The 26,831-nt window shown below is 72.5% G+C and carries 21 protein-coding genes; 10 read left to right on the top strand and 11 right to left on the bottom strand.

Annotated elements, in window-relative coordinates; all coding sequences use genetic code 11:
• The first annotated feature begins 43 nt into the window (after positions 1–43).
• A complete protein-coding gene (locus KVF89_RS01300) occupies positions 44–1,588 on the top strand; it encodes an endonuclease/exonuclease/phosphatase family protein (RefSeq protein ID WP_257422692.1) in 1,545 nt (514 codons plus the stop codon).
• A 42-nt stretch (positions 1,589–1,630) separates the two neighbouring features.
• Here KVF89_RS01300 and KVF89_RS01295 read toward each other — a convergent pair whose 3' ends face one another.
• The 3 genes from KVF89_RS01295 to KVF89_RS01285 form a co-directional block, all read right to left on the bottom strand.
• A complete protein-coding gene (locus KVF89_RS01295) occupies positions 1,631–3,280 on the bottom strand; it encodes a glycosyltransferase family 61 protein (RefSeq protein ID WP_257422691.1) in 1,650 nt (549 codons plus the stop codon).
• Positions 3,281–3,482: 202 nt separating this feature from the next.
• Positions 3,483–5,348: a glutamine--fructose-6-phosphate transaminase (isomerizing) gene (gene glmS / locus KVF89_RS01290; protein WP_257422690.1), complete on the bottom strand. Its 1,866-nt coding sequence runs from the start codon at positions 5,346–5,348 to the stop codon at positions 3,483–3,485.
• A 14-nt stretch (positions 5,349–5,362) separates the two neighbouring features.
• Positions 5,363–5,626, bottom strand: a complete 264-nt coding sequence (locus tag KVF89_RS01285) for a hypothetical protein (RefSeq protein WP_257422689.1) — start codon at positions 5,624–5,626, stop codon at positions 5,363–5,365.
• 233 nt (positions 5,627–5,859) lie between these two features.
• Here KVF89_RS01285 and KVF89_RS01280 point away from each other — a divergent pair, with 233 nt between their 5' ends.
• The 5 genes from KVF89_RS01280 to KVF89_RS01260 all read left to right on the top strand — a co-directional run bounded on the left by KVF89_RS01280 (position 5,860) and on the right by KVF89_RS01260 (position 9,487).
• Positions 5,860–5,997: a hypothetical protein gene (locus KVF89_RS01280; RefSeq protein ID WP_257422688.1), complete on the top strand. Its 138-nt coding sequence runs from the start codon at positions 5,860–5,862 to the stop codon at positions 5,995–5,997.
• A 185-nt stretch (positions 5,998–6,182) separates the two neighbouring features.
• Positions 6,183–6,737, top strand: coding sequence for a YceI family protein (locus tag KVF89_RS01275; protein WP_257422687.1), 555 nt, complete (start codon positions 6,183–6,185; stop codon positions 6,735–6,737).
• A gap of 52 nt (positions 6,738–6,789) precedes the next feature.
• A complete protein-coding gene (locus tag KVF89_RS01270) occupies positions 6,790–7,707 on the top strand; it encodes a GNAT family N-acetyltransferase (RefSeq protein ID WP_257422686.1) in 918 nt (305 codons plus the stop codon).
• An 81-nt stretch (positions 7,708–7,788) separates the two neighbouring features.
• Positions 7,789–8,355, top strand: a complete 567-nt coding sequence (locus KVF89_RS01265; RefSeq protein WP_257422685.1) for a SigE family RNA polymerase sigma factor — start codon at positions 7,789–7,791, stop codon at positions 8,353–8,355.
• Positions 8,348–9,487, top strand: a complete 1,140-nt coding sequence (locus KVF89_RS01260; protein ID WP_257422684.1) for a WD40 repeat domain-containing protein — start codon at positions 8,348–8,350, stop codon at positions 9,485–9,487. The genes KVF89_RS01265 and KVF89_RS01260 overlap by 8 nt, the downstream gene beginning before the upstream one ends.
• Here KVF89_RS01260 and KVF89_RS01255 read toward each other — a convergent pair.
• Positions 9,469–11,079, bottom strand: a complete 1,611-nt coding sequence (locus KVF89_RS01255; RefSeq protein ID WP_257422683.1) for a PucR family transcriptional regulator — start codon at positions 11,077–11,079, stop codon at positions 9,469–9,471. The two genes, KVF89_RS01260 and KVF89_RS01255, sit on opposite strands and share 19 nt — an antisense overlap.
• Positions 11,080–11,174: 95 nt before the next feature.
• Here KVF89_RS01255 and KVF89_RS01250 point away from each other — a divergent pair, with 95 nt between their 5' ends.
• Both KVF89_RS01250 and KVF89_RS01245 read left to right on the top strand, forming a co-directional pair.
• Complete coding sequence (locus tag KVF89_RS01250) at positions 11,175–12,668, top strand: CoA-acylating methylmalonate-semialdehyde dehydrogenase (RefSeq protein WP_257422682.1); 1,494 nt, start codon at positions 11,175–11,177, stop codon at positions 12,666–12,668.
• Between the two features lie 4 nt (positions 12,669–12,672).
• Positions 12,673–14,040 carry an aspartate aminotransferase family protein gene (locus KVF89_RS01245; RefSeq protein ID WP_257422681.1) on the top strand — a complete coding sequence of 456 codons (1,368 nt, stop codon included), beginning with the start codon at positions 12,673–12,675 and terminating at the stop codon, positions 14,038–14,040.
• Positions 14,041–14,257: 217 nt separating this feature from the next.
• Here the strand turns inward: KVF89_RS01245 and KVF89_RS01240 are convergent, their stop codons facing one another.
• The 7 genes from KVF89_RS01240 to KVF89_RS01210 all read right to left on the bottom strand — a co-directional run bounded on the left by KVF89_RS01240 (position 14,258) and on the right by KVF89_RS01210 (position 22,528).
• A complete protein-coding gene (locus KVF89_RS01240) occupies positions 14,258–15,103 on the bottom strand; it encodes a PadR family transcriptional regulator (RefSeq protein WP_257422680.1) in 846 nt (281 codons plus the stop codon).
• A 134-nt stretch (positions 15,104–15,237) separates the two neighbouring features.
• Positions 15,238–16,131 carry a helix-turn-helix transcriptional regulator gene (locus KVF89_RS30295; RefSeq protein WP_257422679.1) on the bottom strand — a complete coding sequence of 298 codons (894 nt, stop codon included), beginning with the start codon at positions 16,129–16,131 and terminating at the stop codon, positions 15,238–15,240.
• Between the two features lie 1,146 nt (positions 16,132–17,277).
• Positions 17,278–19,215 carry a M3 family metallopeptidase gene (locus tag KVF89_RS01230; RefSeq protein WP_257422678.1) on the bottom strand — a complete coding sequence of 646 codons (1,938 nt, stop codon included), beginning with the start codon at positions 19,213–19,215 and terminating at the stop codon, positions 17,278–17,280.
• A gap of 66 nt (positions 19,216–19,281) precedes the next feature.
• Positions 19,282–20,316: a CARDB domain-containing protein gene (locus KVF89_RS01225; RefSeq protein WP_257422677.1), complete on the bottom strand. Its 1,035-nt coding sequence runs from the start codon at positions 20,314–20,316 to the stop codon at positions 19,282–19,284.
• 168 nt (positions 20,317–20,484) lie between these two features.
• Positions 20,485–21,705 (bottom strand): RNA polymerase sigma factor, encoded by a 1,221-nt coding sequence (locus tag KVF89_RS01220; protein WP_257422676.1) that lies wholly within the window; start codon positions 21,703–21,705, stop codon positions 20,485–20,487.
• Positions 21,702–22,067, bottom strand: a complete 366-nt coding sequence (locus KVF89_RS01215; protein WP_257422675.1) for a YciI family protein — start codon at positions 22,065–22,067, stop codon at positions 21,702–21,704. Before KVF89_RS01215 ends, KVF89_RS01220 begins: the two co-directional genes overlap by 4 nt.
• A 161-nt stretch (positions 22,068–22,228) precedes the next feature.
• A complete protein-coding gene (locus tag KVF89_RS01210) occupies positions 22,229–22,528 on the bottom strand; it encodes a DUF1905 domain-containing protein (protein WP_257422674.1) in 300 nt (99 codons plus the stop codon).
• 65 nt (positions 22,529–22,593) lie between these two features.
• Between KVF89_RS01210 and KVF89_RS01205 the strand changes: the two genes are divergently transcribed.
• Both KVF89_RS01205 and cas3 read left to right on the top strand, forming a co-directional pair.
• Entirely contained in the window at positions 22,594–23,874 is a 1,281-nt protein-coding gene (locus tag KVF89_RS01205) for an MFS transporter (protein WP_257422673.1), read from the top strand.
• Positions 23,875–23,935: 61 nt separating this feature from the next.
• The gene (gene cas3 / locus KVF89_RS01200) at positions 23,936–26,740 is read left to right on the top strand and encodes a CRISPR-associated helicase Cas3' (RefSeq protein WP_257422672.1); all 2,805 of its coding nucleotides are present in this window, start codon (positions 23,936–23,938) and stop codon (positions 26,738–26,740) included.
• The last annotated feature ends 91 nt before the right edge of the window (positions 26,741–26,831 follow it).

Genomic DNA, 26,831 nt, shown 5'->3' with positions numbered 1-26,831 from the left:
CACCTTCGGCACCCGGTCATGTTCCGCGACGAGAAAGAACTTCATGAGGCCCGACACCACTCACCGCCGCGTGCGGCACCTGCTGCTCGCGGCGATCGCCGTCCTCCTGTGCACGTCCGGCCTGGTCGCCGGCTTCGCCGAACCGGCCAGCGCCGCGCCGAAGCCGGCGAAGGTGAAGGGCGTCAAGCTCAAGAAGCCCCGCGTCGACGGCGCGAGCGCCTCGTTCAAGGTGAAGTGGAAGCGCGCGGCCCGCGCGACGTCGTACAAGGTGAAGTGGAAGGTGCCGGGCGGCAAGGCGCACAAGGCCCGGACCGGCAAGACCTCGCACGTCATCACCGGCCTGGCCCAGGGCGCGGACTACTGCGTGAAGGTGCGGGCCTACAACGGCAAGCGCAAGGGCAAGTGGTCGAAGTCCCGGTGTCGTACGTCGCCGCGACTCGGCCCGGTCCAGCCGGTGTGGGTCGACCGACAGCAGCCCCAGGGCGGCACGCTGGCACTGACCTTCCGGTGGAACGAGGTGCCGGGCGCGACGTCGTACGAGCTCGCCTACGTGCCGGGCGAGAAGGACATCCAGAAGCACAAGAAGAAGAAGGTCGTCACCGTCAACGCGACGGGCACCGGTACGGCGGGCGCGCTCATCGGCGGCTTCGCCCCCAGCCAGACCTACTGCTTCCAGGTCCGGCCGAGCGGCCCGCTGGGCACCGGCGCCTGGGGCGTGGCCGGCTGCAAGTACACCGAGCCGGCCAGCCGGTTCACGGGCGGCGGGATCCAGGTCAACATGATGACGTGGAACGTGTGCAGCGCCGACGGACCCGCCTGCGCCGGCCACCCGTGGAACGACCGGGCCGCGCGGGCCCAGGCCCGGATCGCGGCCATCGGTCCCGACGCGGTGGCGCTGCAGGAGTCGACCCCGGCGGTCGACGATCTCGACGACACCGCGGGATATGAGCGGGCCTGCAATGTCGGCGTCGGCCTGCCCGACCAGCCCAACGCCCGCAACCAGTCGCTCATCGTGAAGTCGGCGAAGTTCGACATCGTCGCCAACACCGCGCGGGGGATGCGCTTCTCGGGATACAGCCACGGCGGCTGCTGGGTCGAGCTGACCGACAAGGCGCCCGGCGCGGGCAACCGGCCCGTCGTCATCGCGAGCCTCCACCTCGCGCCGCCGGCGCAGGCCTCGGACCAGGTGCGCCACGACCAGGCGGTGGCCTTCGTGGCGGCGGTCCAGGCCGATGTCGCCGCGCGTCACCTCCCGGGAGCCGTCCCGCCGATCATCTTCGCCGGCGACTTCAACTCCGACCGGAACAGCGGCCGGGACGGGCCTCGCGAGCACCTCAACGCGCTCGGCTACGACGACGCCTACGACGTCGCCGAGGAGTACGCCGCGCTGCCGTACCTCAACTCCTTCAACGCCTGGTCGTCGACGCCCCGCATCTTCCCCCGCTGGGGCGGCCACATCGACCGCGTCTTCGTCCCGCCGGGCGCGCGGGTGACGTCGTGGCGTACCGACGAGCCCTACGCGAACGGACTGTGGACCGACCTGTTGTCGGACCACGCGCCCGTCCGCGTCACGGTCCAGATTCCCTGACCGACGCTGTGGCGGGGCCGGCGCGGCGGACGCGCGGGCCCGTCACAGCGAGGCCAGGACCGAGCGCAGGTAGGGGCCCTCGCGGTCCAGGTCGACGCGGAACGAGGAGTGGACGTCGTCCGCGTCGTCCGCACGGCAGACGACGGAGTCGACCCGGTGGCGGCGCACCGCCGCGATCAGCACCTCGTTGCGGGGCGTGTACGCCGCGGAGCCGATCAGGACGAGACGCTGCGGGTGGGGGACGAACGCTGCGGTGAACATGCCACTGCCGGCGTACCCGGCGACCACCCGGGCCGCACGGAACATCGCGACCTGCTCGCCGAGCGGGTGGTCCTCGGGATACACGACGTGGAACCCGTGGCTGCGGAACAGGCCCTCGACCTGCTCGGCGTTCGTGCAGGACCGCTTCGTGATCCGGCGGGCGATGAAGATCCGCTCGGCCCGAGACCGGTCGTCGGCGCCGGCCGCGAGGGTGTCGCCGACCCGGTCCCAGGTCTCCACGATCCGGGGGTGCACGTAGTTGGGGTTGCTGAACATCGGCGTCCCCGACAGCAGCCGCTCGACCCGGACCTGACCGTCGATCCGGACGATCCGGTCGCGGGCGATGCCGCAGGCCGCGTAGAAGTCGTACTCCCAGGCGGCGAGCTCCGGCCGTTTGCGGGCCGCGCCGACCAGCACCCGTACGTCGGGGTCGACCTCCAGCGCGGCCGGCCAGCTCCACATCCGGGAGAGCACCTCGGTCATCAGGTGGCCGAAGTGCCCGCGGAACTCGCTGTCGAGGTGGAGATAGGTGCCCTCGAGCAGGGGGAGGTCCGGTGGCACCGGCGTCATCGGTACGCCGAAGCGGGGTGCGACGTCCGCGATCCGGCGGGTGGTCAACCGATGCCACTGGTTGTGTCGGAAGGTGTCGGGCAGCACGACCCGGTCGGTCATCACGGTCTGCTCCACGTCCACGACGACGCCGCGGTAGTCGCGCAGGGCGATCGCGGCCTCCGCGACCGGCCGGTCCATCGCCGGCTCGCGCTGCTCCGGTCCTTCGGTGATCACCCGGGCGTCGGGAGGCGTCTCCGCGGCGAGGACGGACAGCACCCGATGCGGCCCGCCCAGGCGGTCGAGGTACGCATTGCCCTGGGGCTCGTCGAGCTTCACGAGCACGTCGGGGAGGTCGTGGGTCAGGACCAGGGCACCGGCCTCGGCCCGGCCGGTGACATGCATCCGGACAGCGATCCGGCGGCTGTCGGTGGGCGAGCGCTTGCCGGCGCGCAGCGGCTTCGGATCGCTCGCCCAGCACTCGGCGAGGAACGCACCGAGCGGCCCGGGGGTCGGGCCGAGCTCACCGGCCGCACCCGGGACGACGTAGATCCCGCCGGCGGCGACCTGGAAGAAGTGGGCGTTGAACCGGCGCAGTCCCTGGTCGGCGACGGGTAGGTCGATCACCACCTCGGCCGGACCTGCCAGCGCCAGCGCCACCAGCCGCTCGCCCGCGTCCTCGTCGGGCCGCAGGACCTGCCAGTGCGGCCCGATCGCCCGGGCCCTGGCTACGAGGTCGTCACGACCGGGTCCGAGCACGACGACGAGCGCCTCCCGACGGCCGGCGAGGTGACGCGCGACGAGGCCGAGGACGGCATCGGCGCCCGCTCCGGCGCGCCGCCTCCGCAACCGGCCCACCAGGCCGCGCAGCTCGTCACCCATCGCGCATCCTCCAGGTCGGATGCACCCAGACTAGTGTCGCGTCTCGGAAGTTGTTGGTCGGTTGGCGTGCTCAGGGCGCGTGCATCGCAAGGCGCCGGCGCGCAGCCATACCGGGTCGTCTCGCCAGCGTCGGCAACGCCGCGAGGTGCGTGCACTGGGTGCGCGAAGCGTTCAAGAACTTCCGAGACGCGGCACTAGGTAGTCACTCCACGGTGACGGACTTGGCGAGGTTGCGGGGCTTGTCGATGTCGTGGCCCAGCTCCAGGGCGGCGTGGTAGGCCAGCACCTGCAGCGGGATGGTGAGCAGGATCGGGTCGAGCTCGCGCTCGTTCCTCGGCACGTCGATCCGGCCGACCACCCCGCCACCCGGGCGCTCGAGGTCGCCGAGGTCGACGCCGGCGTGGGTGACCACCACGAGCGGGCCGCCGCGGGCCGCGATCTCGTGGAGCGCGGCGACGTTGCGCTCGACCAGCTCGTCGTCGGGGACGATCGCGACGGTCGGCACCTCCGGAGAGATGAGGGCGAGCGGGCCGTGCTTGAGCTCACTGGTCTGGTAGGCCTCGGCGTGCCGGTAGCTGATCTCCTTGAACTTCTGCGCGCCCTCGCGGGCGACGGGGAAGCCGCGCACCCGGCCGACGAAGAACAGGTTCTCGGCCTCCGCGAGGCGCTTCGCGACGACAGCGAGCTCGGCCTCGGTCGCCAGCACCTGGTCGACCTGCTCGGGGATCCGGGTGAGGCCGGCGATGAGCCGGCGGCCGTCGGCGATGGAGAGGTCGCGGACCCGGCCGAGCTGGACGGCGAGCATCGCGAACGCCAGGAACATGTTGGTCAGCGCCTTGGTCGAGGCGACGGCGACCTCGGGCCCGGCGTGCAGGTAGATGCCGCCGTCGACCTGGCGTGCGATCGCCGAGCCGACCACGTTGACCAGGCCGATCACGCGACCGCCCTTGCGCTGGACCTCCTGGACGGCCAGCAGCGTGTCGATGGTCTCGCCGGACTGGCTCACGGCGACGTACAGCGTGTCGTGCTCGACGATCGGGTTGCGGTAGCGGAACTCGCTCGCCGGCTCCGCGTCGGCCGGGATCCGGGCCAGCTCCTCGAGGAGTGAGGCCCCCATCTGCCCGACGTAGTACGCCGATCCGCAGCCGAGGATCTTGACCCGGCGGATCCCGCGCAGCTCGCGGGCGTCGAGGTTGAGGCCGCCGAGGTGCCCGGTGCCGAACCTGTCGTCGAGTCGACCCCGGAGCACCGCCTCCGCGCGGGCGGGCTGCTCGAGGAGCTCCTTGTGCATGAAGGAGTCGTGGTCACCGGCGTCGTACGCCGCCGGGTCGATGTCGACCTCCTTGGCGCGGCGGTCGGTGGCCATCAGCTCGGTGCGGCCGGTGGCCTCGAGCCGGCCCAGGGAGTACGTCGTGAAGCCGCCGGCGGTGATCGTCGCCATCTCGCCGTCGTCGAGGTGGGCGACCGTGGTCGTGTAGCGCACGAGGGCGGCGAGGTCGGAGGCCACGTGCATCTCGCGGTCGCCGACGCCGATGATCAGCGGGCTGCCGTTGCGCGCGACGACGAGGCGGTCGGGGAAGTCGGCATGGGCGACGGCGATGCCGTAGGTGCCCTCCACCCGGCCGAGAGCCTCGGCGATCCGCTGCTCGAGGGTGGCCGCCCCCGACCGCGCGATCAGGTGGGCGAGCACCTCGGTGTCCGTGTCGGACGCCAGGACGATCCCGTCGTCGGCGAGCTCGGCGCGCAGCGCGGCCGCGTTGTCGATGATGCCGTTGTGGACGACCGCGACCCGGGCCGCCTCGTCGGTGTGCGGGTGGGCGTTGGCGTCGTTGGCCGGGCCGTGCGTGGCCCAGCGGGTGTGCCCGATGCCGATCTTGCCGCCGAACCGCTTGGGCAGGCCGTCGGCGAGGTCACGCACCCGGCCGGCCCGCTTGGCCACCTTGAGCCCACCGCTGCCGAGGACGGCGACCCCCGCGGAGTCGTAGCCGCGGTGCTCGAGCCGGGCCAGCCCCTCCAGCAGCAGGGGTGCCGCCTGCTGGGTCCCGATGTAGCCGACTATCCCGCACATGTCCTGGTCCTCCCTCAGCCGTAGATGACCCGCCGGAGCTGGCGCTCCGACAGGTCCGGCGCCGCGACCACGGTGGTCCGCAGCTCCTCGCGGAGCCGGGCGAAGATCTCGTCGTTCCTCGCGCCGTGCGTCTTGAGCTCCGCGTGCCGCCGCCGGACCCAGGCCTCCACCGTCTCGTCGTGGAAGGCGAGGACGTCCTGGACCAGCCGGATCGCCTCCGCGGTGCCCAGACCGGTGCTGTCCTGGACGTGCTGGAGGAGTCGCTGATCGACGTGCACCCGGTGAGCGTGCACCCCTGGAGCCGATTGTTCAAATTCCTGCCCGGAATCGGGCAGATGTGCCTGATTCCCCTCGATCTCCCCTGTTGAACGAGAAGGTGGAGGGGCGAGGCCCGACGGGACCGACACCTGCTCCCCGAAGTGGAGCGCCGACGGCACGGATCGCCCGCTTTCAGGCACCCAGGTGGGGGATGTGCTACCTTGGTGAACACAAGGTGAACAGGAGGTGACCCATGACCAACACGCACATGACCGACACGCATCTGGAGATGCGCTGGCTGCCGGTGACCGGCGCCGACGGACGCACGCGCATGGAGGCCGTCTGGGTCGAGGTCGGCCAGCCCGCCGCCGCGCACTCACACGCTGCCTGACGCACGCGACTCTCTTCGACAAGCCGCCCCGACCGGGGCGGCTTGCCGCATTTGCGGGTACCGCCCCACGAGGCCGGGCCCGGCACGGTGACCCGGGTCACGCACTTGCCCGGGAATGGTTGACGTGTCACCATTGGTTCCGGTCTTTGAAGATTCAACAAACCCCACGATCCAGGAGCCCCACCATGAGCGAGTCCTCAGCCCTCACCGACATCACCGGCGACTACACCCTCGACACCGCCCACAGCCGCCTCGGCTTCGTCGCCCGCCACGCCGTGGTGACCAAGGTCCGCGGCCAGTTCACCGACTGGAACGCGACGGCGCACATCGACGCGGCCAACCCGGCCGGCTCGTCGGTCACGCTCACCATCAACCCGGGCAGCGTCAGCACCGGTGCCCCCGACCGCGACGGCCACCTGACCTCCGCCGACTTCTTCGACGTCGAGAACTTCCCGGAGTGGACGTTCGTCTCCACGGACGTGTCCCGCGACGGCGACGACTGGGCCATCACCGGCGACCTGACGATCAAGGGCGTCACCAAGTCGGTCACCATCGATTTCGAGGAGAACGGCTCGGCCAAGGACCCGTTCGGCAACATCCGGGTCGGCTTCGAGGGCTCGGTCACCGTCAACCGCAAGGACTGGGGCCTGACCTGGAACGCCGCGCTCGAGACCGGCGGCGTCCTCGTCTCCGAGAAGATCAAGCTCGAGTTCGACATCTCGGCGATCAAGAACGCCTGACCCGACGCAAAATCCCGCGCGACATCCGGGTGAGTCATGCAGACTCACCCGGATGTTCGCCGTGGCACTACCCCCCGACCTCGACACCCGGCCGCTGACCCTCGCCGACGCCGCGGCCGTGGCGGAGCTGGTCGCCGAGCAGGAGCGCCACGACCTGGGCCGCGCCGAGATCGACGAGGCCGACCTGCTCGCCGACTGGCAGCGTCCGTCGGCCGACCTCGAGTCGAGCTCCGTGGCGGTGCTCGACGGCGACCGGGTGGTCGCCTATGTCGAGCACCTCGGTGAGGAGCGGTACGACGCCGCGGTGCTGCCGTCGTACCGCGGGCGCGGGATCGGGACCTGGCTCGCGCACTGGGTCCAGGAGCTGGCCAGGCGACGGGGCGTGGCCGTGCTCGGCATGCCCGTGCCCGAAGGATCGGCGGGCGACCGGCTGCTGATCGCGCTGGGCTACCACGTGCGCTGGACCAGCTGGATGCTCCGGCTGCCGGACGGCGCGCGGATCGACGAGCGCCCGCTGCCGGCGCCGTACACGCTGCGCCCCGCACGGCCGGACGACCACGAACAGGTCTGGACCGTCACCGAGGACGCCTTCTTGGAATGGTCGGAGCGCGGGCGCGCCACGCTCGCCGACTTCGGCGCCCAGGTGTGGGGCCGGCCCGGCTTCGAGCCGTGGCACCTCCAGGTCGTCACCGGGCCCGGCGGGCGCGTGGTCGGCGTGTCCAACGCCTGGAACAGCACGGACGGGGGCCGCACCGAGACCTATGTGTCCCGGCTCGCCGTCGCCCGGGAGCACCGTGGCCGCGGGCTGGCGCAGGCCCTCCTCGTCGCGTCCTTCGGCGCCGGCCGAGCGCGGGGCGCCACCTCCTCGAGCCTGTCGACGGACTCCCGCACCGGAGCCCTGAGCCTCTACGAGAAGGTCGGGATGCGCCCGGCCTCCACCTGGGTGCACCGCGCGGTCACGCTCTCCTGATCGGGCGCCGGATCGGGCCCAACCGAATGCGCTCCTCGCGCGTCCCTCTCTGTGCAACCCCCACCACGAGAGGATGGCCCGATGGCGTCGCGCGCATCTCGGAGCCCGACGGACGAGCAGTTCGCCGACCTGGTCCACACCGCCTGGCCGAGCCTGTACCGGACCGCGGTGCTGCTGGTCCGCGATCACGCGCTGGCCGAGGACCTGGTGCAGACCGCGCTGGCGAAGACCTACGGCAACTGGTCGGGGATCCGGGACGTCGGCGCGGCGCGGGCATACGCGCGGCGGGCGGTCGTGACGACCGCGACCAGCTGGTTCCGGCGGCGCTCCTTCCGCGGGGAGCGGCCGACCGCGGAGCTGCCCGAGCCTGTCGCCGAGACCGACCCGCGCGGCGCCACCGGCGACCGGATCGACCTGCTGGCGATCCTCGCCCAGCTGCCGCCACGGCAGCGGGCGGTCGTGGTGCTGCGCTACTACGACGACCTCTCCGTCGAGGAGACCGCCGACCTGCTCGGCATCACGTCCGGCACCGTCAAGAGCCAGACCTCGGCCGCGCTGGACAACCTGCGCCGCCTCCTGGGGGAGGGCGTCGACCTCCCCGAGACGATCCCCGGCAAGCCACTGACCACCGGAGGCCACCATGGCTGAGCGCCTCACCGACCTGCTCCACCACACCGTGGACGACCTGCCCATCCCCCACCCGGACGCCACCGCGATCGCCGCGGCGGGCCGCGCCCGTCGTACCCGCCGTCGGGTCGGCACCGTCGCCGCCGCGACCGCGGCGATCGCGGCCGTCGGCATCGGCGGCGCGGTCGTCGCGGGCCTCGACGACCGCCCGGCTCGCAACTCCCAGGTCGCCACCCAGGACCCGGCCGGCGACGCGTACGCCGAGCTCGGGGCGTTCTCCGTGGGCGAGCACGTCATCGTCGGCGACGCCACTGCCGAGCTGTCCCCGGCGCCCCACCATCTCGCCCAGACGTCGGTGGGCGTCGTCACCCAGCAGTTCAACGGTGCCGGCGGTGCCGGCGGCAAGGCGTTCAGCCTGGTCCGGCCGGACGGGACCGTCACGCCACTGTCGATCCCCGCCGACGCCTGGTCCGTCTCCGGCGACCCGCGCAACGCCCGGGTGGCCTGGCTGGTCCCGCTCGAGAAGGAGGGCCGGATCCACGTGTGGGACGTGGCGCGCGACAAGGAGCTCGCCACCCTGCAGGTCGACCTGCCCGGCAAGATCCCCGAGGGAGGCACGTCCGGCGTCCGCGAGATCCAGCTGGACGGCGACTTCGCCTACGTCGGGACCGACCAGCGCACGGCGCACCGGGTCGACTGGCGCACCGGCGAGGACCGGGAGCTGCCGTTCTCGCCGGTCGCCGTGCACGACGGTGTGGCGACCTCGTTCGACGACGGCGGCCGCTGGACCCTCGTCGACGCCGCGACCGGCGACGTCATCCGCGACCTCGGCCGACGGATCGAGACCACGGCGCTCTCCCCCGACGGCGACCACGTCTTCGTCGTGCGCTTCGACGACACCAGGTCCGTGGCGAGCATCGAGCCGACGGCGGGCGGGACGCCGGTGGAGCTGCCGGGGCTCACCGGCCTGAGCAGCTGGAGCCTCGGCGGTCGGGTCGTCGGTCAGGTCGACGGTCAGGTCGACGGTCAGGTCGACGGCACCAGCACGCTGCGCCGGTGCGACGTCGACGGCCGGTGCGACGACGCCCCGATCCCGTGGACCGACGAGGAGAACCCGCTGGTGCTGCCGGCGGACTACCTGATGCTGGGCTGACCCGTCCGCTCCGCCATCACCTCGCGGGCGAGCAGCGCGACATGCAGGGCGAGCACGTTCTCCGGGTCGGCCAGGTCGATGTCGACGATCTGGCCGATCCGCTGGAGGCGCGCGTAGAGCGCCGGGCGGGAGATGTGGCAGAGCTCGGCGGTGCGGACCTTGTTGCCACCGCTGCGGCAGTACGCCGCGAGCGTCTCGGCGAGCCGCTCACCGGTGCGGGCGTCATGGGCCAGGAGGGATCCGAGCTCGCGCTCGACGTACTGCTGGAGCCGTGGGTCGGTGCGCAGCAGGTGGAGCAGGCCGCGCAGGCGCAGGTCGTAGAGCCGGACCGCGCGGGGCGGGTCCGCGGGCGCGGCCGAGTCGGCGACGACCAGCGCCTCGCGGACGCTGGCCCCGGCGCCGGCGACGTCGTCGACGGCCGAGCCGACGCCGACGACCAGGCGGGCTCCGGTGCGGGCCAGCCGCTCGACGAGACGGTCGGCGACCGCGTCGGACGACCCGGGCGGGTGGGCGACGAGAGCGACCACGCGCTCGTCGTCGACCGGGCCGACCAGCCCGCTGGTACGCCGTACGCGCAGCTCGTCCAGCAGGTCGGAGGCCACCGCGCGGAGCTCGCCGGCGCCACCGTCGGGGCCGTGCATCCGGACCACGAGCCCGGTCACCTGCCGACCCTTCCAGCGCAGCCCGAGCGAGGTGAGCCGGGACGCCAGGTGCGGGACGTCCACGCCCGCGGCGAGCTCGGTGAGCAGGGTGCGGTGCGCCTGGAGCTCGAGGTTCTGGGCGTCGCGGTCGATGAGGCGGCCCATCGCCAGCGCGGTCGCCCCGCGCTCGAGGAGCATCCGGTGCCGCGGCGTGACCTCCCCGTCGGTGCTGTCGGTGCCGTCGGTGAGGAGAACCAGGCGGCCGAACCGGCCGGGCTCCGGACCCACGTCGACCGCCGCGCCCGGACCACCTGGACCACCTGGACCACGCAGCCGGGCACTGCGGGAGCGCCGCTCCCAGTCGCCGATCACGGCGTCGTGGTCCCGGCCGGCCGTGTTGTAGGCGATGACGTGGTGGACGAGGTTCTCGAACACCACCGGTCGGTCGGCCATCTCGGCCACCAGGTCGACCACCTGCTGCGGCCGGGCCCGGCCCAGGGTGAGCCGCGTGAAGGCCCGGTGCGCCTCCTCGGACGCCTCCAGCTCGGCGAGGTGCGCGTTGACGACGATCTGGTGGACCGCCTGGGTGACTGCCACGAACGACGTCTCCCGGCGGAAGGCGATCAGCGGAAGGCCGCGCTCCTCGGCGGCGGCCACGAGGGCGGGCGGCAGTGCGTCGGTGTAGCGCCGGCCGAGCTCGATGGCGAGACCGGCGATGCGGACGTCGACCAGCCCGTCGACGTACCGGCGCAGGGCTGGGCGGGACGACGGCAGGGCGATGCCCGTGGTGAGCAGGAGCTCGTCGCCGCTGAGCAGCTCGGCGATGTCGCTCAGCTCGCTGACGTGGACCCAGCGCACAGCGCGGCCGAGACGGTCGCGGGCGGCGACGACGGCCGGGTCGCCGCGCTGGAGCTCGGGCAGGGCGAGCACCTCGGCGAGAGTGGGCAGCACGCGCGCGACCTCCTTGGCACAGTGTCAACCAGATCGACTGATCTGAGACAGTCTGCCACTGGTGACCGGGCAGTCTCCGACCTACGGTCACCAGCATGACCGTGACCTCCATCCCCCACTGGCTCGACGGCGCCCGGCTGAGTGTCGACGGCGCGCGGACGGGCGACGTGTTCAACCCCGCGACCGGTGAGGTCACCGGCGCCGTGCAGCTCGCCGACGCCGCGCTCGTCGAGCGCGCCGTCGCCTCGGCCGCCGCGGCGGCCCGCGACTGGAAGAACAGCTCGCTCGCCCGGCGTACCCAGGTCCTCTTCGCCTTCCGCGAGCTGGTCCGCGGCCACGCCGACGACCTGGCCGCCGCCATCACCGCCGAGCACGGCAAGGTCCTCGACGACGCCGCCGGCGAGGTCGCTCGCGGCCTCGACAACGTCGACTATGCCGTCGGCATCGCCGAGCACCTGCGCGGCTCCTTCTCCTCCGAGGTCGGCACCGGTGTCGACGTCCGCTCCATCCGCGAGCCGCTCGGCGTCGTCGCCGGCGTCACCCCGTTCAACTTCCCCGTCATGGTGCCGCTGTGGATGTGCGCCAACGCGATCGCGACCGGCAACGCGTTCATCCTCAAGCCCAGCGACCGCGACCCGTCCGCGTCCCTGCTGCTCGCCGAGCTCTGGCAGCGGGCCGGCCTGCCCGACGGGGTGTTCACCGTCCTCCAGGGCGACGCCGGCACCGTGCAGGAGCTGCTCGCCCACCGCGACGTCGCGGCGGTCAGCTTCGTCGGCTCGACCCCCGTCGCCCAGGCCGTCTACGAGGCGGGCACCCGCGCCGGCAAGCGGGTCCAGGCCCTCGGCGGCGCCAAGAACCACATGATCGTGCTGCCCGACGCCGACCTCGGCATGGCCGCCGACGCGGCCATCTCCGCCGCCTACGGCTCGGCGGGCGAGCGCTGCATGGCCGTCTCCGTGCTGGTCGCGGTCGGGGACGTCGCCGACCAGCTGGTCAAGGAGATCGAGACCCGCGCCCTCGACATCACCGTCGGCGACGGCACCGAGCCCAATACTGGTATGGGTCCGCTCATCACCGGTGCCCACCGCGACCGGGTCGCCGGCTACATCGACGCCGGCGCCGAGGCGGGCGCGACGGTGGTGCTCGACGGCCGTCGTACCGACGTCCCGGAGTCGGGCTTCTTCCTCGGCCCCTCGCTCATCGACCACGTCACCGAGGAGATGTCGGTCTACCGCGACGAGATCTTCGGGCCGGTCCTCTCGGTCGTGCGCGTCGACACCTTCGACGAGGCGATCGACCTGGTCAACCGCAACGAGTTCGCCAACGGCGTCGCGCTGTTCAGCCGCGACGGCGGCGCGGCACGCAAGTTCGAGCGCGAGATCGAGGTCGGCATGGTCGGCGTCAACGTGCCGATCCCCGTGCCCGTCGCGCACTACTCCTTCGGCGGCTGGAAGTCGTCGCTCTTCGGCTCGCACCACATGTACGGAGCCGAGGGCATCGAGTTCTTCACCCGGGCGAAGGTCATCACCTCACGCTGGCCCGACCCCGCGACCTCGACCATCGACCTCGGCTTCCCGCGGAACCGGTGACGCCGTGACGACCTTCTCGCACGCGATCACCACCGGCTCCGGAGCGGAGGCCGTCGTCTCCGACGACCGCGCGCACGTCTTCCACTCCTGGTCGGCGCAGGACCGGATCAGTCCGCTTCCCATCGCCGGTGGCGAGGGATCGCGGTTCTGGGACTACGACGGCAGGACGTACCTCGACTTCTCCTCCCAGCTGGTCAACCTCAACCTCGGCTACCAGCACCCCGCCCTGGTGGCGGCGATCCAGGAGCAGGCCGCGCGACTGTGCATGGTGCAGCCCGCCTTCGCCAACGACGTACGTGGCGAGGCGGCGCGGCTGATCGCCGAGCGCGCGCCCGGCTCGCTGAACCATGTCTTCTTCACCAACGGCGGCGCCGAGGCCAACGAGAACGCGATCCGGATGGCCCGGCTGCACACCGGTCGGCACAAGGTGCTGTCGACCTACCGCAGCTACCACGGCGCCACCGCCGGCGCGATCGCGCTGACCGGCGACCCGCGGCGTTGGCCGTCGGAGCCGTCGATCCCCGGATCGGTGCACTTCTGGGGTCCGTACACCTATCGCTCGGCCTTCCACTCGGCGTCGGAGGAGGAAGAGGGCGCCCGCGCCCTGCAGCACCTCGCCGACACGATCATGGTCGAGGGCCCCGCGACGATCGCCGCGGTCGTGCTGGAGACGGTGGTCGGCACCAACGGCATCCTGGTGCCGCCGCCGGGCTACCTGGCCGGCGTACGCGAGCTGTGCGACCAGCACGGCATCGTGCTGATCGCCGACGAGGTGATGGCGGGCTTCGGCCGCTGCGGCGAGTGGTTCGCCGTCGACCACTGGGGCGTGACACCGGACCTGATCACCTTCGCGAAGGGCGTGAACTCCGGCTACGTGCCGCTCGGCGGCGTGGTGATCTCGGAGTCGATCTTCGACACCTTCCGCGAGCGCGCGTACCCGGGCGGCCTCACCTACTCCGGTCACCCGCTGGCCTGCGCGGCCGCGGTCGCGTCGATCCGGGTGATGTCGGACGGCGTACTCGACCACGTGCGCGCGATGGGCAGCGACGTGATCGCGCCGCGGTTGGCCGAGCTCGCCGCTCGGCACCCCAGCGTCGGCGACGTCCGCGGACTGGGGATGTTCTGGGCGATCGAGCTGGTCCGCGACCGCGCGACCCGCGAGCCGCTCGTGCCGTTCAACGCCGCCGGCCCGGACGCCGAGCCGATGGCCCGCTTCACGGCCGCCTGCAAGGAGCGCGGCCTGTGGCCGTTCGTCCACTTCAACCGCACCCACGTGGCACCGCCGTGCACCACCTCGCAGGAGGAGCTGCTCGAGGGGCTCGCGATCCTCGACGAGGCGCTCGACGTGGCGGACGAGTACTACACCGGCTGACCCGTCGCAGACTGAATCTGAATGGCCGTCGACCCGGCGCAGACTGAGCCCGAAATCGCACCGACCCGGCGCAAACTGAGCCCGAAATCGCACCGACCCGGCGCAAACTGAGCTCCGTTTTGAGCTGCTGTGCGCCGGGCCGGCGCGTCCGGTTCATCAATCTGCGCCGGGTCGGCGCGTCCGGTTCATCAATCTGCGCCGGGTCGGCGCAACGGGATCAGCGGTCGGCGGGGTCCGTCGGGTCCGTGGGATCCTCCGGGTCGGCGGGATCCTCCGGGTCGGCCTGGTCGGCCGGGTCGTCGGCGTCCCGGGCCGGGCCGTCGGCGAGGATGCCGTAGAGACTGCGGCGGGCGTCGACGAGGACGCCGACCGCGGCCTGCCGCTGGGCGTCGGAGCCGGCGGTGACGATCTGCCAGACCGCCCCCATGACCTGCCCGATCTCCGCCTTGAGGTCGGCATGGCCCTGGTCGACGTCGCCGGCCTGGGCCTTCTCGCGGGAGCGGTCGAAGGGCACCCAGACGGCGGCGAGCTCGTCGGCGTGCTCGGCGCACCAGGCGGCGCCCTTGGCGGTGAGCCGCATGGCGCGGCGGCCGCGGGCCTCGTCGATCTCGACGAGCTCCTCGTCCTGGAGCTGCTGGACGGTCGGGTAGACCGAGCCGGGGCTCGGCTTCCACACGCCGCCGCTGCGGTCGGTGATCGCCTGGATCACCTGGTAGCCGTTCGGCGACTCCTCGCGCTGGTTGGCGTCGCGCAGCACGTCCAGGATGGCGGAGCGTACGTCGCCGCGGCGGACCCGCGGCCCCCGGCCGGGCTCGGGGCGGCCCATGCCGAAGAGGCCGGCCAGCCACGGCGGGGGCATGCCCGGACCGGGGCCGAAGCCGTGGCCCGGACCACCGTGGCGTCCCCGGCCGCGGCCGGGCTCACCCCACTGGTCCCAGCCGGCCCAGCCACCCCAGGGACCGGGGCCCCCGCCGCGCTGGCGGCGCTGGAATCCGCGGGGCTCGGAGCGACCCCAGGGGTCGCGGTCGTCGTACTGACTCGGGTTCTCGTGATGGCGTCCCATGGCGGGACCTCCTTCGGTGTGTCGGGGACCTCGTGGGTCCCGGTCTGCGTTCGAGATATCGCGGAAACAGGTCGTGTTCGTATCGCGATATATCGCAACCGTACGCGATCGATGGTGCCGACGCAAGGGGGACGTCACGCGCGGCCGGGCCGCTTACGGGCGTGCCGGCGCCGGGTACGCGGTCCCGGACCGAGGTCGTGGTCGCTCGGATGGCGCCGCCGAGGCGCGGGGCCACCGGCCCCGTCCACGCCGGCGACCGCGGTCGCCACCACCCACCGAGCGACCCGGGCGATGCGCAGGGCCATGGTCGCGGAGGGAGCCACCGCACCGGTCAGGTACGTCGAGAGCCGCGACGGGGAGGTCCCGATCAGGGCGGCGAACTCCCGCTGGGACAGGCCGGTGCTCTCGACGCTGGACCGGATCTGGTGGGCGACGGCGCGCCGTTCGTCCTCACGGGTCACCCGTTGCACCATCTCCACGAAGGCCTGCAGGCCCGCGGTCTCGCCGACCCGGCCGCCGGAGCTGATCAACGCCAGGTGACGCTCGGCCTGTCCCGTCCACGGTGCGGCGACCGCGGCCGCGGCCAGGGCTCGCCACGCTGCCAGGTCCTTGCCGTCGATCAGCGCGTCGAGGTCCGCCGCGGCGTGGACGGGCCGCGGCTCGGCGGCCCGCTTCCCCACCAGCAGCAGGCGCAGCGCGGCCTCGGCACACGTCTGCTCCAGCTCGGGGCGGCCGCTGATGACGGAGGTCCCCGTCCGGGCCCGCCGTCCCCAGGCGAGGCGCCCCAGGCTCTCGATCAGCCTGACCGTCAGCGACCGTTCCGGGTCATCGATCGGGGCCAGCACCCGTTCCTGGATCCGGGCGATGTCGGCCGCCCCCTCCGCACGGGTCAGTGCGTCGAGGTGTCCGACATCGTCCGCCGAAGCGAGGTGGACGAGCGCCAGGCTGTTGGCGAGCACCGCGCGGTGCAGCAGCGCCGCCCGGCCCTCGAGCGCGACCCACCGCGCCTGCCCTCCGTCCCACGACACGCGGGAATCATGGCCCGCAGCGGCGCGAGCCTCGAAGGACGAGATGATCTCCCACACTCGCCTGGTCCTCTTTCACAGATGGCGGCACCCCCTCCCCGAGAGCGCCCACCTGAAGACCCGCCTGGCCATCGACAGGAGACCTGGCCGACCCTAACCAGCCCCACGACGGTCGGCAGCCGGATCCAGGATCAGAACGAGGTCTTTACCCGCAGCGCAACGTGGTGTCCACCACCGTCGCCGCTCGGCGATATCGAATCCGAGAACCAGCCGGTCGGGCCGGCCGACGCACCATGTTGAGATGGAGGTCGCGCACTTCTCGGGCGGCGCACAGATCCGTCGGCCGGACAATGCGGGCCCCAGAGCATCTGCGGGGGTTCGTCCGGCTCAACGCCGAGGCCTCATCGGCGTTACGCCCTTGAAGGAGAATCGTGGAAATCCCAGCGCGCCCGGTACGCGGACCCGTCATGATCGCCCCGCTCGGCGCCACCGCGGCCGATGCGGTCCGGATCGGATCGCGCCGCATCGGCCGATCTGCCTGACCCCGCTCCCGGGTGTCCGGTCCTTCTCCGACGCACCCGACGCACCTGACGCACCGACCACCGCGGCCTCGATCTCGGGCCCAGCCGCCCTGCGAACGGAACCCGAACATGGGCACCCATCCAGAGGCTCTCACCACACTCGTATCGGCATCGACCGCCGTGACCGCGGCAGGCGTGCTCCTGGCGGCACGCCCGTGGCAGACCCGGACCTGGCCGGGCCGCGACGGCACGCCCGCCGCCACACCGCGGATCCCGACCAGGATGAGGTGGGCGCAGGCCGCCGTCGTGTCGGTCTTCGGGGCACTCGGCGTCGCCGGGCCGGCGTTGACGCTGGCGCTCACCCACGGCCGGCCGACCACGCCGACCACCGCCTCGGTCTTCATCGTCTTCGCCCTGGGCCTGGGCGCGGCCGCCGGCGTGTGGGTCTGGGCGCACCGCCCGGTCGACCGGCACGTCCGGCGCGGCCCGTCCGTGGCGACACGATCCCGGTCCGCCGTCGCCGGCGCGGCCGCTTCGGACCGGGCCGCCCTCACCCGCGCGGAGGCCGACCGCGACCCGCGGGCGTCATCGGCTCCGGATCGGACGCCGACCTGGTCGGTCACCGGCCTCAGCGGGCCAGCCAGGCGGCGTACGCGTCGAAGGAGAACGGCCGCCCGAGGAAGCCGGCGACCAGATCTGCGGCATTGCCTGCGCCGCCGGGGACCAGTACGCGGTCGCGGTAGCGACGTGCCACCTCGGGTGCGAACAGGTCGGACTCGTCGAAGGCGCTGAACATGTCCTTCGCGATCACCAGCGACCACATGTAGGTGTAGTAGCCGGAGCTGTAGCCGCCGAGGTGACCGAAGCTGGCGAACATGTGGGTGCCCGGGAGATAGGGCAGCGCGGCGTAGCGGTCCTGCAGCTCGATCATCCGCGCGGTGAGGTCGGGGACCTGCGCGGCGGCCCGGTCGGCGTGGAACCAGTACGACATCGCGGCGTAGAACATCTGGGTCCGCGCGTAGATGCCCTTGCCGTAGTCGTCCGCGGCACGCATCGCGGCGACCAGGTCGGCGGGGATCGGCTCGCCGGCGGCGTCGGTGGCGAAGGTGCGCAGCACGTCGGCATGCCAGGCCCACTCCTCGAGCATCTGGCTCGGGGCCTCGACGAAGTCCCACTCGGTGGCGACGCCCGCGAAGCGGTACCACTCGCCGTGGCCACCCAGCACGTGGTGCAGCAGGTGGCCGAACTCGTGGAACAGGGTGACCACGTGGTCGTGCTCCATCAGGCCCCGGGAGAAGTTGCAGACCAGCACGCCCTCGGGCAGCTGCTCGCCGGCCACGCCGTCGGCGAGGGTGAACTGCGCGGCGTGCTTGTACTTGCCCTCGCGCGGGTGCAGGTCGAGATGGATCCGGCCGATCCGCTCCGCCTCCCCGTCCCGGAAGACGTCGTAGACCGTGACGTCCTCGTGCCACACCGGCGCGTCGGCCTGCTCGTAGCGCAGCCCGAACAGTCGGCCGGTCACCTCGAGCAGGCCCTGGCGGACCTTGCCGAAGTCGAAGTACGTGCGCACCCGTTGCGAGTCGACGTCGTACCTCTCGGCACGGACCAGCTCGGCGTAGTGGTTGTAGTCGTAGCCGGGGACCTCCGTCGCGTCCGGGAAGTCGCGGCGGTAGCGCTCGAGCAGTCGGTCGAGGTCACGGCGCATCGGCTCGTCGGCCGCCTCGACGATCCGCTCGATGAACGCGGGGATCGCCGGCCCGTCGCCGATCATCTTCACGTCGGCGTCGTACGACGGCCAGTCGGCGTACCCGACCGTGGTGGCGAGCTCGTGGCGCAGCGCGAACAGCTCGGCGAGGAGCGGCTCAGTGGTGGGCCAGCCGCGGTCGAGGAAGGCGATGGTGACGTCACGGCGGACGTCCTGGTCGCGGGCGAACATCCGCACCGGCACCGAGTCCGGGTAGTCGGTGGTCACGGTGACCATGCCCTCGTCGTCGACGGGGTGGGCGGTCAGCCAGTCGTCGGGCATCCCGGCGAGCTGCCGCGGCGCGACCCGGACGGTGCGTACGTCGTCGCGGATCACCCGGCTGAACTCCTGGTCCAGCTCGGTGATCCGCTCCCGGACCTCCGCGATCCGGGTCCGGGTGGCCTCGTCCTTGTCGACGCCCGAGCGGCGGAAGTCGTCGCGCACCTTGGCGAGCATCCGGGCGGCCGCGGGGTCGGCGGCGACCGCGGCTTCGTCGATTGCGGCGAACACCTCGTACAGCGCCCGGTCCAGACCCCAGGAGGTGGCGATCCGCTGCGCCTCCTGCTCGGCCGCGTCGGCGAGGTCGCGGACCTCCGCGGCGGGGTGGACGTTGCCGAAGAGGGAGCCCGCCGCGGACGCGTTGCCGAGGTGGCCCGAGGCGCGGTCCCACTGCCGGAGGGCGTCGATCGGGTCGGTGGGCGGCGCCGCCCGCAGCGCGCCGACCAGCGCCGTCGCCCGGTCCAGCTCCGCCTCGGTGTAGGCCCGGAACCAGGTGGGCCAGTCGTCGGGCGAGGTCGGCAGAGCGAGCGGAGCGAGCGTCATGGGCCCAGCCTAGGAACACACCGAGCCGAGGCGCCGTCGCGAGCGCCGTGCGTCGCCGAGATCTTCTCAGCGCGGGGTCAGGGTCAGCGTGCCCTCGACCCTGTCCCACTCGGACGGGGTGTTCTGCTCGCCGAGCCAGCCGACGACGCGGTAGGTGATGCCCGAGGCGGTGGACGAGACCTCGGCGAGCTCGATGCTGCTGACGTCGAGCACGGTGCCCTGGGTGGTGGTGGTCGAGGGGTCGCACGGGAACTGGCCCCGGCCGGTCCGCGTGGTGGTCGCGGTCCAGTCGGCTCGCAGCGACAGGCCGATCCGCAGCCCGCTCAGGTCGGTGCGCGTGAAACGACCGTTGATGTCGTCGTTGAACCGGTCGCCGGCGTACCTCAGAGTCCCGCCGCCGGTCTCCTCGCGGTCCAGTTCGACGCGGCAGCTGTCCGACTCCTCGAGAGCGACCACCGATCCGGCGCGCTCGTAGGTGCTGCCGGTGCTGGCGAAGGTCGGGTTGCGGGGGTCCCCGTCGACGGCCATCGAGATCGAGGCGGACGCCGTGCGCCGCCAGGTCTCGACCCGCCCGGTGGTCGGATCGGTCCGCTCCCCCTCGTCGAGGAAGGTGAGCCGGCCGACCAGGGCCGCGTGCAGACCCGCGTCGACCTCCACCTGGCTCTTCGAGACCCGGCAGTTGTTGCGCTCCTTGGTCTCCCTCACCTTCGCGGTCGCATCCGCGCAGGCGAGCACCCAGTAGCTCCCGCTGGCTCCCACGGGGACGTGGACCTTGCCGCTGACGGTCTTCTTCTTGCGAGGCTTGATCCGCTTCACCGCCACGCTCCCGCCGACGATGTCGTCGGCGCTCCGTGCCCGGTCCCGGGAGAGGTAGAAGCGCAGGGAGCTCCGCTTGGCGCTCGCGCGGCCCTTGTTGGCCACGGTGGCACCGAGCTCGAAGGAGCTGCCGTGCTTCACCGTCGCCGGCGGCGTGCCCAGCGCGAAGACCATGAGGTCCGCCCGCTGGGGGCCCGCGCTCGCACCGGGCATCGTCCCGATCGTCACCAGTGACGCGCCGATCACCGTGGTCGCGGTCAATATCGCCGTACGTCGAGCCTGCATCTTCTCGTCCTCTTCCGCTGTTCGTGCTGGGCGGACCGACGATCCCGGAACGGATGACCCGGGCAGCAGGGGTCGTGGTCCCCCTTCTGCTGGGCCGACGAGCCCGGGCCGATGACCCCGGGCCGCCACGGGCACCCGAGGGCCGTGACCGACGGCGTGGGCCCGGGTTCAGGCCGATGCCAGCTGGCCGCGCCTCCGGGTGAGGTAGGCGCGCTCGGCCACGTTGTCGCAGACGGCCAGCGCCGCGTCGTACTGCGCGCGGGCGTCGGCGCTGCGCCCGAGCCTGCGGAGCAGCTCGGCGCGGGTCGCATGCCAGGCGTGGTAGCCGTCGAGCGGCAGTCGCTCGACGATCGCGAGCGCGACCTCGGGCCCGTCGAGCTCGGCGACCGCGACCGCGCGGTTGAGGGCGACGATCGGCGACGCGTCGAGTCGGGCGAGCTGGTCGTAGAGGGCGACGACCTGGGACCAGTCGGTGGCCGCCGCGGTGGGTGCGTCGGTGTGGACGGCGTTGACAGCGGCGAGGATCTGGTAGCGGCCGGGCCGGTTGGCGGCCAGGCAGGCGCGGACGAGCGCGTGGCCCTCGGCGATCAGGCGGCGGTCCCAGCCGCCCCGGTCCTGCTCGTCGAGCGGGACCAGCTCCCCGGCGCGGACCCGCACCGAGCGGCGGGCCTCGGTGAGGAGCAGCATCGCGAGCAGGCCGGTCGCCTCGAGGTCCGCGGGCAGCAGCTCGTGGAGGGTCCGGGCCAGCCGGATCGCCTCGCCGGTGAGCTCCGCGCGGACGGGCTCGCCGTCGCCGGAGGAGAGGTAGCCCTCGTTGAAGATGAGCAGGAGTACGGCGAGCACGGTGCCGACGCGCGCGGGCAGGTCCTCGGTCTCGGGGACCCGGTAGGGGATGTTCGCGCCCTTGATCTTGGCCTTGGCGCGGGTGATCCGCTGCGCCATCGTCGTCTCCTGGACGAGGAAGGCGCTGGCGATCTCGGCGACGGTGAGACCGCCGAGCAGGCGCAGGGTGAGCGCGATCCGTGCCTCCGGCGCGAGCGACGGGTGGCAGCAGGTGAAGATCAGCCGGAGCCGGTCGTCCTCGATGACGCCGGTCGGCTCATGGGGGGTGTCGTCCTCGATCATGATGGCGGCCTGGTGCTTGCCGTCGCGGAGCTTCTCGCGCCGGAGCCGGTCGATCGCCCGGTTGCCGGCGGTGGTGGTGAGCCACGCGCCGGGGTTGGGCGGCACACCGTCCCTCGGCCACTTCTCGAGGGCGGCGACGAGCGCCTCCCCGGCCGCGTCCTCGGCGATGTCGATGTCGCCGAAGCGGCGGACCAGGGAGGCGATCAGCCGGCCGTACTCGTCACGGAAGATCCGCTCGACGGCAGCCCTGGGGTCGTCCGTCACGCCTCGGCCGGGGGCTCGGCCTGGAACGGCCGGACCTCGACCTTGCCCTGGCAGGCCTTCGAGCCCGCAGTGGCGTAGCGCAGCGCGGCGTCGAGGTCGGGCACCTCGATGACCCAGAAGCCACCCACGTGCTCCTTGGTCTCCAGGTAGGGGCCGTCGGTGAACACCGGGGTGTCCCCCTGGGCGTCCACGACCGTCGCGGTCTCGGCGCCCTCCAGGCCGCCGGCGAACACCCAGACGCCGTCGGTGCGCAGCTGCTCGTTGAAGCGCTCGACCGCGGCGAACATCTCGGGCCACTGGTCCTCGGGGACCGCGGCGTACTCCTCCTCGTTGCCGTGCACGGAAAGCAGGTACTGCGTCATGGGATTCTCCTGGGTTCAGTCGGTGCGGGGCGGTCCCGATGACCGCCGCTCACCCCCTCCACGAACGGGGGACACTGCCTACGACAGCGTGCCACGAACTTTCTCAGATTCCTCTGCCCCGCCCGTGGGTCAGGTCCGGTTCGCGGCCGCGGCGCGTGGGGTCAGGCCAGTCGCTCGGTGAGGTGGACCTCGACGGTGTCGCCGGCGTGCTTGCCGGACTCGACGCGCAGCGCGTTGGCGACGGGCAGCTTGTGCGTGCCGTCCCCGAGGGCCATGAAGGACGTCTCGAACGCGGCGCCGTCGACGGTGCCGCGAACCTTGACGCGGCCGCGGGTGCCGAAGCGCGCGACGGAGTCGGGCCAGATGACATAGGTCCAGCCGCCCTTGGCGTCGCTCTGGCGAAGGGTCTCGATGAAGGTGATGTCGAGCGGGCCGACGCCGCTCTGCTCCGGGGTGCTCATGACGTGTCGACCGTCGCACCGGGCTCGATTCATCGCCCGCCCGGTACCGTCCGTAGCCTTCTCTGGTGAGTCTTCGCGGGATGCTGGCCGACACCCGGCCGTTGCAGGATCCGCACTTCCGGCGGCTGTGGACCGCCAACATCGTCACGGTCGTCGGGGCGCAGCTCACGGTCGTCGCGGTGCCGGCCCAGATCTACGCGGACACCGGCTCGTCGGCGTACGTCGGCCTGACCGGTGTCTTCGGCCTCGTTCCCCTCGTCGTGTTCGGCCTGTGGGGCGGCGCGCTCGCCGACCACTTCGACCGGCGCACCATCCTGATGGTCACCACCACCGGACTGATCGGCACCGCCGCCCTGTTCTGCCTGCAGGCCGCCCTGGGTCTGGGGAACGTGTGGCTGCTGCTCGGGCTGTTCGCCGTGCAGCAGGGCTTCTTCGCGGTCAACCAGCCGACCCGCGCGGCCGTGCTGCCGCGGCTGCTCGACGCGGAGATGCTGCCCGCGGCGAACGCGCTCAACATGACGGTGATGCAGGCGGGCGCGATCGGCGGACCGCTCATCGCCGGCGTCCTGATCCCGTTCACCGGCTTCTCGTGGCTCTACCTCGCGGACGCGGTGTGCCTGCTCGCGACGCTGTGGGCCGTCATCCGGCTTCCCGCGCTGCCGATCGAGGGTCTCGTCTCCGGGGCTCCGGGCCTCCGCTCGGTGATCGAGGGCATCACCTACCTGCGTGGCCAGCCGGTGCTGATGATGTCCTTCGTCGTCGACATCATCGCGATGCTCTTCGGCATGCCCCGGGCGCTGTTCCCCGAGATCGCGCACGAGAGCTTCCTCGGCCCCGAGGAGGGCGGCCTGGCTTTCGCACTGCTCTTCGCCGGCATCCCCATCGGGGCCGTGCTCGGCGGTGTGTTCTCGGGCTGGGTCTCGCGCATCACCGCCCAGGGCCGCGCCGTCATCTGGTGCATCATCGTGTGGGGCCTGGCCATGGTCGGCTTCGGCCTCGCCGTCTTCGGCGCCGACGCGACGTCGGGCCCCGCCCGTGGCTGGCTCGTCTTCGCCGTCCTCATGCTCGTCGTCGGTGGCGCCGCCGACATGGCCTCGGCCGCCTTCCGCACCTCGATGCTGCAGACCGCGGCCGCCGACGAGGTCCGCGGTCGCCTGCAGGGCATCTTCATCGTCGTCGTGGCCGGCGGCCCCCGGATCGCCGACGTCGCGCACGGCGCGAGCGCCGCCATGGTGGGTACGGCGGCCGCGGCGGCCGGTGGCGGGGTGCTGGTCGTCGTGCTGGTGGTCGTGGCGGCGCTCGCGGTGCCGTCGTTCGTGCGCTACCGGGTGACAAGATCCGCCTGAGGTTGACGATCGATCTGACGTTCCCCTGATTCCGTCAGCGGCGGCCACTAGGTTCCCGGCCATGTCCACCGACCCCGGCCGATACAGCGATGCCGCGTGGTCGGTGTGGGGCAAGTCCGCCGACTTCGCGGGCACCGACTCCATGGCGCTGGTCCAGCACCTCGAGGACTCGGCGGACGTCGCGGCGCTCGTCTGGGACTGGCTCCCGGTCCACATCCGGTCGCTGATCGAAGCGAGCCTGCCACCGAATGCGCGTGACGGCCGGCGGCTACTCCAGTGGCTCGCCGGCGTCCACGACATCGGCAAGTGCTCCCCGCCGTTCGCGGCCAAGGTGCCGGCACTGGCCGACCGGATGCGCGAGCACGGTCTCCTGCTGCCCCGGGACTCGACCGAGTTCTCGACAGCACCCCACGGACTGGTCGGTCACCACATCCTCCAGCGGTGGTTGCGCGAGCACCACGGGTTCGGCCTGCATCAGGCCCGGTCCCAGGCCGTGGTGGTCGGGGGCCACCACGGCACCCCACCGACGACAACGCAGCTGAGTCGGGTCCGCAGCCGGCCGGACCTGGTGGGCGAGGGTCGGTGGGCGGAGGTCCAAGACGAGATCCTCGATGCCACCGCCCGCCGCCTCGACCTCGATGAGCTGCTCGCGGCCTGGACCGACTGTGTGCTCCCGGCGACCGTTCAGGCGCTGCTGACCGGCGCCGTCATCGTCTCGGACTGGCTGGCGTCCAACACCGACCTCTTCCCCTTCGGCGAGTGCGGCGGGCAGGGCGAGCGGGCCGAACGCGCCTGGCAGGATCTCGGTCTCCCAGCGCCCTGGGCACCCTCTCGGCCGGAGGGCGACGCCGCTGCGCTCCTGGCTCGCCGGTTCCCCGCCCTCGCCGCGTTCGCCCCACGCCCCATTCAGCGGATAGCGCTGACCGCCGCTCGAACGGCCGGCGAGCCACCGCTCATCATCGTCGAGGCGACGATGGGCAGCGGCAAGACCGAGGCGGCGCTCCTCGCCGCCGAGGCCCTGGCGGCGAGGTTCGGCTGCGGTGGCGTCTACGTCGCACTCCCCACGATGGCGACCTCGGACGCGATGTTCGACCGCGTACTCGGCTGGATCTCCCGGCTCGACCAGACCGGCGCGTTGAGCACCCATCTCGCCCACGGCAAGGCGGGACTCAACGATCGCTACCGGGAGCTCGTCGCCCAGCGCCGGGTGAGCCCGGTCTACGACGACGGCGCCACCGCGCAGCAGGCCGAGGCCCGCGTCCTGTCGTGGCTCACTGGGCGGAAGAAGGGAGTGCTCGCCACCATGGTGGTCGGCACCATCGACCAACTCCTGTTCACCGCACTCCAGGCCAAGCACCTGGCGCTGCGCCACCTCGCGTTCGCGGGCAAGGTCGTGATCATCGACGAGGCGCACGCGGCCGACGACTACATGCGGGCCTACCTCACCCGCGCGCTGGAGTGGCTCGCTGCGTACGGCGTCCCGGTGGTGCTGATGTCGGCGACCCTTCCGCACGGGCAGCGGCAGGAGCTCGCGGACGCCTACCGGCGCGGCCTCGGCGAGCCCTCCGCCGCCGTTCCCGAGGACGCGCCCTATCCCGCCGTCACCACGGTCGGCCGCACCGGCGTGGAGGTCACCGGCTCGCCGGAGGACACGCCGCCGGAGCCGCCTCGATCCGTCGAGGTCACCTGCCTCGACGACGAACTGGAATCGCTGGCCGCCACGTTGGAGCGGCTGCTCGCCGAGGGCGGGTGCGCGGCCGTCATCCGCAACACGGTCGGCCGTGCCCAGGACGCCGCACGGTTCCTCCGCGAGCGCCTCCCGGAGGTGGAGGTGGTACTGATCCACTCCCGGTTCGTCGCCACGCATCGCGCGCAGCGGGAGACCCGGCTGCGCAACGCGCTGGGACCGCCCGGCGCCCGGCGCCCGGCCCGGCAGGTGGTCGTCGGCACGCAGGTGCTGGAGCAGTCTCTCGACCTGGACTTCGACGTGATGGCGAGTGACCTGGCACCGGTCGACCTCCTGCTGCAGCGGGTCGGTCGGCTGCACCGCCACCGCCGGGGCGACGGCGAAGCCGACCGGCCGGAGCCGCTGCGCAGCGCCCGGCTCTATGTCACCGGCGTCGCGGACTGGGGTGAGGACGGCGTCCCCGAGCCGGTCCGCGGCAGCCGCGCCATCTACGATCTCAGCCTGCTGCTCCGCGGCGCCGCCGTGCTCGGCCTCACGCCAGGAACTCCCGGGGTCCTCACCCTGCCGCACGACATCCGGCCCCTCGTCGAGGAGGCCTACGCCACCCCGGTGCCCGGTCCCGTCGGTTGGGGTGACGTCATCGTGCAGGCCGACGAGAGCCACCGCCTGATCGTCGGCGACCAGCGACGCCGCGCCGACGACTACCGGCTGCGCGCCGTGGCCGCCACCAGCGACCTCCGGGGCTGGCTCGAGCTCGGCGGCGGGTCGGAGGCCGACGACACGCGCTCGCCCGGTGCCAGCCGGGTCCGCGACAGCGAGGACGGCATCGAGGTGATCGTCGTCCAGCGCCGCACGGACGGCGAGATCGTCTACCTCAAGGACGGCAGCGAGTACGCCGGGCGCCCGGTCGTGCCTCTCCACGGGCCGCCAGACAACGACATCGCCCGGGCCCTCGCCGCCACGACCGTCCGGTTGCCGCTGCAGCTGACCAACGACCGCCAGTTCGACGCCACCCTCGCCGCACTGGAGGCGCAGGCGCACGTCGGCTGGCAGGAGTCCCACTGGCTCGCCGGGCAGCTGGCGCTGCATCTCGACGACAGCTGGCGCGCCGAGCTGGGCGGCTACCAGATCGGCTACGACCTGGAGACCGGGCTCATGGTGACCGGTACCGGACCGTGAGCACCTCCGGGCGCATCCATGTCCATACACGTGTAGGGATGGTTCGCCAACTCCTATCACGCGGCTGACAACATGCCAGGTTCTGCCCCTC

This window comes from Nocardioides carbamazepini, from assembly GCF_024614185.1.
Taxonomy (GTDB): Bacteria; Actinomycetota; Actinomycetes; order Propionibacteriales; family Nocardioidaceae; genus Nocardioides; species Nocardioides carbamazepini.
This window is presented reverse-complemented; position numbering and strand designations above follow the sequence as displayed.